We start from the raw sequence: 12566 nt of genomic DNA on the forward strand, positions 1-12566 counted from the left end.
GGCTGGCGGATCGCGTCAATACCTCAGGGCGACCGAGAAGTGGAAGCGCCCGCGTGGATCATCGCCCAGCTGGGGCACCACCGGGACCGCATATTCGCCCGAGAACGCGCCGATCGGCAGGAGGACCCGCAGGGCCATGCCGACCGCCGGGCGGACGTCGCCGAGCCGGACCGAGCCCAGGGTGTTGGTCACCAGCCCGGCGTCGGTGAAGATCGCCGACGCCACCGGGAAGCCCGCGACCCGCCACAGGGTCGCCTGGAGGTCGACGGTGGCCAGGGCCCGGATGTTGCCGCCCGCGGGCAGCACCCGCACCTGCGTGGTCTGGCCCAGCGGCGGCACCGGCTCGGTGATGATCTCGGTGGCCAGGCGATCCTCGTCGAAGCCGCGCACCGTGACGTCGCCGCCGGCGAAGAACCGCTCGACCTCGGGCAGGAGCACCGCGCCGCCCAGCGGCACGCCGTGGTCGTAGCGGCCGTCGAGGCGCAGCTGGACCCGGCCGCTGGTGAAGAAGGTCTGGCCCGTGCCCGACAGCTTGAGGAAGGTGTCCTGGCCCAGCAGGTACGGGCTGGCGTAGGACACGCCGACCTCGGCCCGGAAGCCGTTGTCGGGCGCCAGCGGGTTGAGGTTGCCCTGGCGATCGCGGCGTTGATCCCAGGTCAGGCGGACGCCGAGCGTGCCGGTCCGGGTGCGGATCGGGTTGGTCGTCAGGTCGCCGGCCGCGCCGGCCGGGCGGATCAGCTCCTCGTCGCGCGACAGCAGGCGGACGTCGTAGCGCCCCGCGATGCCGATCAGGCGGGCCTTGTGGCGCTCGTCGGCCTCGCGCTGCCACGAGCGGATCGCCGACAGCGTGCCGCCGTAGGTGAACAGGTCACCGAAGCGCTCGGTGATCTGGTTGCGGACGTAGCCGGCGACCTCGAGGTCGAACTGGGCGTGGACCGCGCGCCGCCACAGCCAGTGCGGCAGCCGCAGCGTGGCCTCGGCCGCCTGGTACTGGGTGCCGGCGGTGAGGTTGGTCTCGACCCGGATGCCGAGGCCGGCGACGTTGGGCAGTGACGGCTTGGCGCGGACGAACCAGCCGTTCTCGAGCGAGCCGCCGCCCTCGAGGTCGAGCTGCGCGAACACGTCCTTGCGCTCCTCGACCCGGACCAGCACGTCGACCGTGCCCTGCTTGTCGTCGTCGAAGCCCAGGAGCTTGAGCGAGACCGACGAGAACAGGTTGGTCGAGCGCAGCCGGCTCGGGCCGCCGCGGTAGAGGTCGCCGGTCAGGAGCTCGCCCTGGCCGAAGCCGAGCTCGTCCTTGATGACCCAGTCGCGGGTGCGGAAGTTGCCGCGCACGATGACCTGGCCGATGCGCAGCTCCTGGCGCTCCTCGACGTTGATCGTGACCAGCGCGGCCTGGCCGTCGGCCGACAGGATCGGCTCGGGGATCGTGACCTGGGCCCGCGGCCGGCCGACGCTCCAGTACCAGTCCTCGAGGCGCTTGGCCGCGGCCTCGATCGTGTCGCGCACGTACGGGTCGCCGACCTTGAAGCCGAGCCGGGCCCGGACCTGGCGCTCGTCGGCGGCGGTGCCGCCGCCGGTGGCCGCGCCCTCGAACACCACGTTGACCTGGTTGATCGTCGTGCGCGGGCCCTCGTCGATCGTGAAGCGCACGCGCAGCGCGGTCGGCGCGCGATCGACCGCGACCTCGGCCATCGCCAGCGCCGCCGCGCCCCAGCCGGCCGCGGTCGGCGCCACCGCGACCCGCGCGGTCGCGCGCAGGAAGCCGCGGCGGTGGTACAGGCGCTCGAGCGCGGCCACGTCGGAGGTCAGCAGCGCGGTGGTCGGCGACGCCGAGCTGCCGAAGAACGAGAACTCGTCGGTGCGGGTGCCGATCGCGCCGGTCAGATCGCCCAGCGGCAGGCTGCACGGCTGCGGGCCGCTGGCGCCGCGGCAGGTCATCTCGACCGCCCGGACCGAGCGGGGCTGGCCCGGCTCGATCCGGAACACGACCCGGTCGAACGCGCGGAAGCGCACCCGCTCGGAGCTGACCATCACGTCGAAGTTGCCGCGGGCCTGGTAGTACTGCTCGATCGCGCGGGCCGAGGCCGCGACCTCGAAGTCGTCGACGGTCGTGGCCGCGGCGAAGGTCAGGACGCCAGCGAGGTCCTCGTCGGGCACGCGGTCGGGGTCGTTGCCCTCGAAGACGACGTCGAGCTTGCGGCGCTCGTCGATCTTGAGCGTCAGCGACACCGTCTTGGTCTTGCGATCGATCGAGCCGACCGGATCGAAGTCGCTCGCGACCCGCACCGCCGGGAACCCGCGCCGCTGGAACCGGCGGGTGATCTCCTCGAGGTCGGCCTGGAGCTGGCTGCGCGTGAAGCGGGTCGGGCAGGTCGGCGGGAACGCCAGCCGCAGGCACACCTGCCGGTGATCGAACACCGCCTGGACCTCGCGGACCGGGATCGCGAGCGCGCCGCCGGCCTGCGACGTGTTCTCGACGGTGATCGTGCCGGCCCGGTACGACGGGCCCAGGGCCGCGGTCACCGCCACGGTCGCCCCGTAGGCGCCGGTCCGAGTGACCGAGATCGTCACCGCCGCCTCGAAGTAGCCCTCGTCGCGCAGGTAGGTGCGGACCCGCTGGGTCTCCTCGTCGAGCAGGCGCTGGCGCGGGCCCTCGTCGTAGGGGAGGGCGGCGCCGGGGCGCAGGCGCAGCCGCCGCCGGATCTCGTCGTCGAGGAACACCCCGCGGGACGAGACCGACACGTCGACCCAGCGCACCACCAGGATCGGTGCGACCTCGAGGGTCGCGCGGATGCCGCCGTCGGGCAGGCGCGTCGTGCGGAGATCCAGCAGCCGGTAGCCGATGCGCTCGCACACCTCGAGCAACTGCTCGCGCGCCGCGTCGGTGAGGACCCGCAGCTTGCCGACCTCGGGCTCGAGGATGGCCCGCACCGTCGCCGCCGGATCGATGAACGTCCCGACCACCTCCCACTCGGTCCACTGCACCGGCGGCGGCGCGGCCGGCGCGGCGTCGGGCGTCGGCAGGGCCGCGGGCGCGGGCGTCGGCGCGGGGCCGGGACCGGCGTCGGCACGGCGCGCGTCGGCGCGGGCGTCGGCAGGGCCGCGGGCGCGGGCGTCGGCGCGGGGGCCGGGACCGGCGTCGGCACGGCGCGCGTCGGCGCGGGCGTCGGCAGGGCCGCGGGCGCGGGCGTCGGCGCGGGGGCCGGGACCGGCGTCGGCACGGCGCGCGTCGGCGCGGGCGTCGGGACCGCGGGCGGCTTCGGCTGGGCCTGGGCGCGGAGCGCGGCCGCGGTGACCGCGAGCGTGACGAGCCCCGCGCCGACCCCGCGCGCCGTCACCGCCACGGCGACCTCCAGCTCGTGCGCAGCACCAGCTTGGCCTCGAAGTCGCTGATGTCGCGCTCGCCCGCGTCGTCGAAGTTCTTCGACAGGTACGACGCCTCGGCCGAGGCCTGGGTGATCAGCCGATACTCGAGGCGGGCGTTGACGGTCGAGCCGCGGGTGGTGCGCTCGAGATCGCCGACGAAGCGGCCGTTCTCGAACACCCGGGCCTCGCCGTGGAAGCCGAACGAGCCGAGGTTGAACTCGATGCGCGCGACGTCGAGGCCCGACAGATCGCGCAGCGTGTCGGCCACGGCCCGGGTCAGGAGATCGCCGGCGGCCTGGCGGAACAGCTCGTCGGTGTAGCCCTGGGAGGTGTCGGTCGATGGGTTGATCCGGGTCGGGTCGCTGCCGATCGCCGCCTGGCCGAGGTTGCGCCGGAACTCGTCGGGCGTGCGGCCCGAGATGATCAGGGTCAGCGTCTGGGCCTTGTTGAGCCCCGACGCGGTGTAGAGGTCGAGGTGCGGCTGGGCCAGGGTCTTCTCGACCCGCAGGATGATCAGGTGATCGGTGCCGGTCGGATCGCGGTAGTCGGCCTCGCTGGTGATGTCGAGCGTCGGCGTCTGGCCCAGCGGCAAGAGCGACTCGAACTGGATCGCGCCGGAGGTGCGCGTGAAGCGCGCGCGCAGCCCCGGGATCTTGAACGTGCCGCGCTGGACCAGGATCGTGCCCTCGAGCCGCGGGTCGCGGGGCGTGCCGGTCAGGGTCAGGCCGCCCTCCATGTCGATCGACGCGATGTTGTTGGCGACCGAGAACCGGCGGGCGTCGACCGACAGGTCGAGCCGGGCGTTGGCCAGCATCGGCGACGCCTCCCAGAACGGCGGCGACGACGGGCCGCTCGACGTGGCCGGGCGCAGCACCTCGCCCAGGTTGAAGTCGACCAGGTAGCGGCCGCTGACCAGCTCGACCTTGCCGGCGACCTCGAGCTGGCGCTGGTCGAGCACGATCCGCAGCTGGTCGACGTTGACGATCAGGTCGAGCTTGCGCGGCACCCGGTACGGGTAGGCCTCGAGCGACGCGGTCAGATCGGCGGCGCCGTCGGCGATGCCGAAGTCGACCAGCTCGACCGTGCCGCGGATGCCGCGCAGCCGGCCCTCGCCGTCGATCGAGCCGCCGACGTCGTCGAGGTTGATCTCGAGCCGGGCCGGATCCCGCTCGTCGTCGGTGACCGAGATCGAGCCCTCGGACAGCGCGATCTCGCGCTGGAGGCCGCGCGCGAACACCGTCAGCGGTCGGGTCGCGTCGAACGTGAGCGTGCCGTCGATGCGCGGCCGCGCCCGCTTGCCGAACAGCCGCAGGTTGACGTCGGCGGCGCCGTTGGCGGTGGTGATCGCGCCCGGGGCCGCCAGCACCGACGCCAGCATCAGCATCTCGCCGCCGAGCGCGCCGGTGACGATCACGCTGTACTCGGCGGGCACCGCGCCCTGGAGCACGATGCCGCCCGACACCGCCAGCGACGCCGGCTCGGTCGAGTAGCCGTCGTCGACCTCGAGCGACAGGCCGGTGAACGACACCGCGCGCCGCCCGGGCCCGGCCGACGGGCCGGTGGCGTCGTCGATCTCGATCTTGCCGGCCGGGATGCGCAGCCACGCCTCCTGCCGCGCCGGCCGGACCCGGACGTCGGCGACGTCGAGGGTGGCGTTGAGCCGCGGCGCCGCCGGCAGCCCGGTCACGCGCACCGTCAGCTCGGCCGAGCCGCGGGCGTCGTCGAGCAGGCGCCCGGTCAGCGGCAGCGTGCGCGCGACGTCGAGCGTGCCGCGGGCCGACAGGTCGAGGCGGTTGGCCCCGACCGTGCCCACGACCGCGATCGATCCGAGCTCGGTGACCAGCACCATCGGCTGGTTGATCCGCAGGTCCTTGCCGTCGAACGTGGCCGACACCGGGGCGCCGAGGCGCACGTCGAGCGGCTCGGGCGTGGCGCCCAGCCCGGGCACCGCCACGGTCGCGGTCAGCTCCGACAGGTCGACGTTGACGTCGAGCGGCGCCCGCGGGTCGGTCAGCGCGGTGCGCACGCGGATGCGGCCGCTGATCGCGGCCCGCGCCATCGGCACGCCCGCGAGCGCGGCCAGGTCGACGAAGGCGTCGAGGGGCAGGCGGCTGAAGTCGACCGTGACGTCGAGCCGGTAGGGCGCCGTGGTCGTGATGCGCCCGCGCACGGTCAGGCGACCATCGAGGAAGCTGCCGTCGAGCGCGATCGCGTCGGCGCCGGCGGGGCTCAGCGTGACGGCGCCGTCGCCGACGAAGCCGCCCAGGGCCCAGGCCCGGCTGATCCGCACCGTCCCGGCCACGGTCGGCGCGTCGACCGTGCCGCCCAGGCGCAGCTGGGGCGCGTCGATGACCGCGCCGGCCGGCCAGGTCGCGCCGAGCAGCTTCGCGATCGCCGCCAGGGGCAACGCCGAGATCGACAGGTCGCCGCCCAGCTGCTGGGTGCGATCGGCCGACACCCGCGCCAGGACCTCGCCGCCGGCCTCGCGCCGCGCCCGGGCGATCACGCAGCGGCCGCTGTGCTTGCCGATGTCGAGGCAGGCCGGGTCGCCGCCCGGCGGCGCGACCCGCGGGCACGCCTTGAGCGGCGTCGGCGCCATGTTCATCCACACGCCGACGTCGGCGTAGCTGTCGCCGAGCGCGGTGATCTTGTTCGAGCAGGCCCAGCCCTCGGCGCTCATCCGGGCTGGGTCGATCGGCCCGCGCAGGATCAGATCGGCCGCGAGCGCGCCGCCGACGCGCTTGGCGCCGAAGGGCAGGCGGCTCAGGTCGACGCCGCGCGCGACCACGTGCAGGCGCTCGAGCCAGGTGGTGGCGCCGACGTGGATCGTGCCGTCGGCGCGGATCGAGCCGCCGAGCTTGGGCATGCGCACGTTCTCGACGGTCAGGCGCTCGTCGAGGAAGCGGAACCCGGCCGTCGTCACGGTGCCGACGACCGGCACGTCGAGGAACACGATGTTCCGGCCGACGATCGCGGGCCCGTCGGCGCTGGCGACGCCGCGGAACTTGATGTCGTCGAACGGCGTGCGCTGGGCCTGGCGCGCCGCGCGCGGCCGCGCCGCGACCGCGACCCGGGGCCGAGGCCGCACCCGGGCGGGCCGCCGCGGACGGAGCGCCCCGCCGGCGCCGCGGCGCTGGCGCGTGGTCGCGGCGGCCTTGGCCTTGGCCTTGGGCGCGGGCTTGGGGTTCGCGCACTGCATCGCGCGCTGCAGCGCCAGCAGGTCGCCGATCCGCCCCGACGCCTCCTGCACGTCGAACGGCGGCAGGGCGGTCGAGCGCGGGTCGAGGGTCAGGCCGACGAGCGCGCTGGTCGCGCCGAACTGCAGGCGCATGTCCTGCACCGTCACCGTGCCGAACGCCTGGTCGGCGTAGACCGTGCCGCCGCTGGCGTGGACCTTGCCCAGCCGCAGATCGAGCTGGTCGAGCTGCGCCAGGATCTTGGTGTCGCCCTTGTAGCGGCGGGCGCGGAAGTGGCCGGACAGCGTCGAGCCGAGCACGTCGCGCTGGCACTTCGGCATCCACCGAGCCAGCTCGAGCGGCTCGTGGATGTCGACCTGGGCGTTGACCAGGAACGGCGCCTCGTCGGAGCCGTCGCCCTCGAAGCTGGCCGACAGCGTGAGCTCGCCGCCGACGCCGCGGGCGATGAACTCGTCGACGCTGCCGGCGTTGACCGCGAGGTCGTAGCCCGCGTGCAGGCTGTCGAGGTTGAGCAAGACCGACGTGCGCAGGCCGGTCTTGGGGTCGGGCGGCACGAAGTCCATGAGGTCGTAGGTGAGGCCGGAGATCTCGAGCTCGATCGTCGGGTAGAACACGATCGGGCCGGTGACGACGGCCTGGACCTTGACGTCGTCGCCGCCGAGGTCGACCAGGATCGACTGCTTGAGCATCGGCCCGGCGTTGTCGACGGTGGCGGTGATCTGCCACGAGCCGCCGTACGGCGTGTCCCAGTAGTCGATCATCGCGCCGCGGAGCTTCACGTGGGCGCGGCTGACGGTGTCGATCTCGAGATCGAACGTGAGCGTGTTGGCGACCGGGCTGGCCGGCCACGTCGTCGGGATCTGCTTGAGCGTGTTGACCGTCAGGCGCTCGATCGGGAACTTGTAGAACCCGCGCCACTGGCCGTCCTTGTACTTCTCCCAGAGGATGTCGATCTCGCCGGGGCCGCCGGTCGGGGCCAGCGCGAAGTAGAACTTCGGCACCAGCGGATCCGACGCGTCCATGTACAGGAAGCCGGTGGCGTTGACGTCGTGGACCAGCGCGCGGAACGCGTAGTCGCCGTCCTTGAGCCCGCTCCAGATCTCGAGGTCGAGGTCCTCGACCGTGAAGTCGCGCAGGTCGAACACCGGCTTGCGGCTGGCGTGGATGCCGACGTAGAAGCCGGCCTTGCGCACGCCGTAGAACGCGGCCAGCAGGCTGAAGACCTTGCGGTCGTACTCGTGGAGCGGGTTGGGCTCGGCGATCTCGCGCAGGTGGACGTGGCCGCCGTGGACGTGGATCTTGCGCAGCACGAAGTCGTGGCGCGCGAACATGAGCGCGTGGATGTCGATCTCGGTCGTCAGCCGCGGCGTCTCGAGGACCAGCTGGCCCTCCTCGTCCCAGATCCTCACGTCGATCAGCTCGAGCGGGATCCAGCCGCCGCGGACGATCGTCTGGATGCCGGACACGGGCCAGTTGACCGACGCGACCTCGATGCGGCCGCGCATCGACCGGTTCATCATGTCGGTCAGCGTGGTCGCGAGGTCGGGGCCCTCGAACCGCACGCGCAAGATCGCCACGGCTGCACCGGTGACGACCAGGAGCGCCAGCCCGGTAGCCACCAGCCACCGGCGCAACCGGATCGCAGGGCGGACCAGCACGCGTCGGTTACGGTAGCAGGTTGCGGGCGGGCCCGCCCGGGTTCGCCCCGACGATGTCGTCGGGGGCGCCGGTCACTGCGCGCAGTACTCGACCGCCGACGGCGCGCCCTCGCGGACGACCACGCACCGGGTCACCGAGACCTCGTCGGTCTCGAACGTGACGGCGACGTTGTCGCCGAGCCCGGCCGGGAAGGGCGCCGTGGGGCCGACGCTGCCGTCGGCCCGGGCCGTGGCGATCACGCCGCTGCCGGCCGTGCGGTTGAAGACGTAGACCGTGGCGCCGGAGTAGTTGGGCTCGGCGGCGTAGCTGAACGTCGCGACGCCGTCGGTCGGGCTCAGCGCGAACACCATCGACGACGGCTCCGGCGGCGGGATCGGGATCGACGGCGTGATGCACGCCCCGAGCGTCAGCCCGACAAACAGCGCAAACACAGCCAGAGCGCGAGCCATCACGACAACAAGCCTACGCAACTTTCGATCCACATGCACCCCTCCTGATTTCCGCCACTTCCCACCCAGCCACCTGACAACCAGATTGGCAATCCGCAACAACGGTTGTCGCATCGTGCGGGCCAGCGGGTGTCTGCGCCGACGGGTGTCCTGCGCCGACGGGTGTCACCCGATCGTCAGCGGGACTGCGCCGACGGGTGTCCTGCGCCGACGGGTGTCCTGCGCTGACGGGTGTCCTGCGCCGACGGGTGTCCTGCGCTGACGGGTGTCACCCGATCGTCAGCGGGACTGCGCCGACGGGTGTCACCCGATCGTCAGCTGGACCTGCGCTGACGGGTGTCACCCGATCGTCAGCTGGACCTGCGCTGACGGGTGTCACCCGATCGTCAGTGGCTGCGCCCGCTCCGCCGAAAACGAAACCGGGCGCCACGTCGGGCGCCCGGCCAAATCCACCCTCCGCCCACGCTCTGGGCCGTTTCGACCTCGACGTGCCGCCGTGGCTTGGTGGTGACCACGGACCTCGGAGCGCCCCTACACCTGCCTGGGCCCCGGCGTATGCGCCGGGGGAGGGTTGTTTCGAAAAACCCTCTCTGGATTACCGCGTGCGCTTCACCTGCATCGGCAGCATGATCGACACGCCGACGCCGGCGAAGAGGTGGTGCAGGAAGCGGCTGTCGTCGCTCTTGACCGCCAGGTCGGCGTTGAAGTCGGCGCCCGACGGGTTGTCGGTGAACGCGTAGTCGCGGACCGCGAGGTCGATCGCGATGAAGTCGTTCACGAACACGTGGATGCCGCCGCCCAGGTACAGGCCCGGCTTGAAGCCCGCGTTGAGCGGCGGATCGTCGTTGGGGTTGTCGTCGGGCAGGGGCGCCATCGGGTCGGCGGGGTTGGCCTCGGGGCCGCCCGGATCGGTGTCGTCGCAGACGGTGCGGGCGCAGTCCGAGGTCAGCTGCGCGAACGAGACGCCGCCCTGGAAGTAGAAGTCGAAGTTCACGAACGACTTGCCGAACGCCGCCAGCTTGCCGTACCAGGGCGTGAGGCTGACGTAGGCGGCGCCGTGGAACGGCATCTTGTTCAGGTGCTGCGCGAACTCGGTCTTCGACGGCTCGCGGCTGCCCGACGACGCGCCCGGGGGCGGCATCGGATCCGCGTCCTCGAGGGTCGCCAGGACGCGCTCGGTGAGCTTGGTGTCGATCGAGGCCGAGCCCACGCCGATCACGCCGAACGACAGCATGTCGCTCAGGTGGTACTCGAGCTTGAGGCCGCCACCGACGAAGTGGCGGAAGTCGGCGTTGATCGTCGACTCGAACATCGGGGTCGCCTCGAGGCGCTTGGCCACGAGCAGCAGCCGGTGGCGCACCGCCGGCTGGGTTTCGAGGTCGCTCTTGTTCTCCGCCGACGCGGCGGCGGGCGCACCCAGCAGCGTGGCGGTCGCGAGGGCCCCACCGACGAGGGGCGCCAGGGAGCGGGACCAGAGACGGGCGTTGGTGGTCACGGTTCGGCTCCTCAGCGGAAGGTGGTGTACTCGAACGTCGGCGGGATCCAGAAGCTGACGCCGAGCTGGAACATGACGTTGTTGATGAACGCGGTGTCGGCGTGGTCCTTGGCCGACGAGGCCGACGTGTACATCGTGCGGTCGGTCGGCTCGAACTTGTCGACGAAGATGTAGTCGCGGATGCCGAGGTTGACCGTCAGCCACTTGGCGAGGAAGAACCGCATCGACGCGCCGATGTTCGGCGTGATCAGGATGTTCGTGAACGCGTCGTACCGGGGGTCGCGCGGGATCACCTCGCTCTGGGTGATGCCGACGCCGGCCGTGAAGTACGTCTCCCAGTGGATGAGGTGCTTGTCGAGCACGGCGAACTTGCCGTAGACGGGCACGTAGTGGAAGTTGAGGGCCGCGGCGAAGTTGTACTTGTTGACCGTCGGCAGCCGTCGGGCCTGGCGGCCGACGAGGTCGAACGGCTCGCGGAAGTTCTTCGCGAAGTACTGGCCCTCGACGCCGACCGAGAGCACGTCGGTCAGGTAGTAGTTGATCTGCGCGCCGGCGCCGACGTGCCGGATCATGTTGTCGTTCATGGTCGTTGCCAGGAACGGCATCATGTCGGTGCGGCCGAGCTTGAGGAACGGCTTGCGCATCACCACGATGATGTCCTTCCAGGACACCGCCTTGACGTCGCGCGTGGTCGTGTCGATCTTGACCGCGGCGGCGTCGTCGGCGGCCAGGTCGGCCGTCAGATCGGGCTCGGGGGTCTCCCCCTCCATCTCGATCTCGCCTTCGTCGACGGGTTTGTCGCCGTCGTCGCCGTCCATCTCGATCTCATCATCGGCGACGGGGGCTGGCTTGGGCTGCGCCCGCGCTGCCGGGAGACCGATCGCCCACGTGAGCGCCGCGGCACTTACCAAGGCGGCGAAGAAACTTGAGTGGCTCTTGGTGCGTCGCATGAGGTGAGATCGTCTCCGGCGAAAGGTCCCGGGGTCGATGCCGCGAAATGCTGAAATCCTAAATGATTTCAAATCTTTGCGCGTCATCTAGCTCAACTGCGCGCAATATTACACGCGCGATTTTCAATTCACAAGACCACGCGTGACATTCAGTGGTTGCGCGATCGACCTGGGAAATCCTCGACGGGGCGTGGGTGGCCCGCGCGGGCCGATCCGTCACGAGGCGGCGGCCGCGGTGTCGTCGTAGAGCGCCGCGACGAATGCGGCCGGGTCAAACGGCCGCAGATCCTCGAGCTTCTCCCCGACGCCGATGTAGCGCACCGGGACCTTCAGCTCGTCACAGATACCCAGGATCACCCCGCCCTTGGCCGAGCCATCGAGCTTGGTGATGACGATGCCGGTGATCTCCATGGCCTCCTTGAAGGTCTTGGCCTGGGTGATCGCGTTCTGGCCGGTGGTCGCGTCGAGCACCATCCAGGTCTCGTGGGGGGCGCCGGGCATGGCCTTGTCGATCACGCGCCGGACCTTCTTCAGCTCGTCCATCAGATCGACCTTGGTGTGGAGCCGACCGGCGGTGTCGCAGATCACCAGGTCGTACTGCTCGTCGACCCCACGCTTGACCGCGTCGAAGATGACCGACGACGGGTCGCCGCCGTCCTTGCCCCGGACGACCGGGCAGTTCGCGCGCTTGGCCCAGACCTCGAGCTGCTCGGCCGCGGCCGCCCGGAACGTGTCGCCGGCCGCCAGCAGCACCTTCTTGCCCTCGGCCGCCAGGAGCGCGGCCAGCTTGCCGATGGTCGTGGTCTTGCCGACCCCGTTGACGCCGAGCACCAGCAGCACGAACGGGCGCCTGGCGCTCCAGTCGAGCGCCGGGGCGTCGACGTCGAGGATCGCGGTCGAGGTCTCGCGGATCTTCGACCAGATCTTGCTGGCGTCGGCCAGGTCGTCCTTCGCGAGGCTCTTCTTGACCGACTCGAAGATGCGGTCGGCCGCGCGCGGGCCGATGTCGGCGGTGAACAGGACCTCCTCGAGATCCGGCAGCACGTCGACGTCGATCTTCTTCTTGCCGAAGAGCTTGCCGAGCTTCGCGACGAAGCCGCCGCGGGTCTTGGCCAGCCCCGCCCGGAACGCCTCGGTCGCGGCCTCGTCGGCGGGCCCCGCCGGCTCGGCGTCGGCCTCGTGGCCCTCATCGTCGTCGTCGTCCTTCTCGGGCTCGGCCGGCGCGGCGGCGCGGCGGCGCTGCGCGGCGGCGCCGCCCATCCGCTTGCGCTTGCGCTCGCGGGGCGGGCGCGCGGCCTCGGCCGCCGGGGTCCCGGCCACGCGCTCCTGGACCGACTTGGTGCTGCGGGTGCGGCTGGCTTCACCGGCGCGGCGGAGGTACCAGACGAACAGCCCGACCACCGACAGCACGACCACCAACGTGACGATCTCTCGAACCATGAGGGCG

At 71.8% G+C, this 12566-nt stretch carries 6 protein-coding genes; all 6 read right to left on the reverse strand.

What is annotated here, in order from left to right:
- Positions 1 to 15: 15 nt before the first annotated feature.
- Positions 16 to 2988, reverse strand: a complete 2973-nt coding sequence (locus tag IPL61_16310; protein ID MBK9032807.1) for a BamA/TamA family outer membrane protein — start codon at positions 2986 to 2988, stop codon at positions 16 to 18.
- A 349-nt stretch (positions 2989 to 3337) separates the two neighbouring features.
- Positions 3338 to 8224 carry a translocation/assembly module TamB domain-containing protein gene (locus IPL61_16315; protein ID MBK9032808.1) on the reverse strand — a complete coding sequence of 1629 codons (4887 nt, stop codon included), beginning with the start codon at positions 8222 to 8224 and terminating at the stop codon, positions 3338 to 3340.
- Between the two features lie 72 nt (positions 8225 to 8296).
- Entirely contained in the window at positions 8297 to 8656 is a 360-nt protein-coding gene (locus IPL61_16320; protein MBK9032809.1) for a hypothetical protein, read from the reverse strand.
- A gap of 613 nt (positions 8657 to 9269) precedes the next feature.
- Positions 9270 to 10169: a hypothetical protein gene (locus tag IPL61_16325; protein ID MBK9032810.1), complete on the reverse strand. Its 900-nt coding sequence runs from the start codon at positions 10167 to 10169 to the stop codon at positions 9270 to 9272.
- Positions 10170 to 10180: 11 nt separating this feature from the next.
- Positions 10181 to 10987 (reverse strand): outer membrane beta-barrel domain-containing protein, encoded by an 807-nt coding sequence (locus tag IPL61_16330; GenBank protein ID MBK9032811.1) that lies wholly within the window; start codon positions 10985 to 10987, stop codon positions 10181 to 10183.
- Positions 10988 to 11335: 348 nt separating this feature from the next.
- On the reverse strand, positions 11336 to 12559 hold the full coding sequence (gene ftsY / locus IPL61_16335; protein MBK9032812.1) for a signal recognition particle-docking protein FtsY: 1224 nt from the start codon (positions 12557 to 12559) through the stop codon (positions 11336 to 11338).
- Between the last annotated feature and the right edge of the window lie 7 nt (positions 12560 to 12566).

Source organism: Myxococcales bacterium, assembly GCA_016717005.1.
In the GTDB taxonomy this organism is placed as follows: Bacteria; Myxococcota_A; Polyangia; order Haliangiales; family Haliangiaceae; genus UBA2376.

Bases quoted from the DNA above. Each gene is read 5' to 3' on its own strand.
- IPL61_16330 (MBK9032811.1), bottom strand. From the start codon at position 10,987: ATGGACGGCGACGACGGCGACAAACCCGTCGACGAAGGCGAGATCGAG.
- ftsY (MBK9032812.1), bottom strand. From the start codon at position 12,559: ATGGTTCGAGAGATCGTCACGTTGGTGGTCGTGCTGTCGGTGGTCGGG.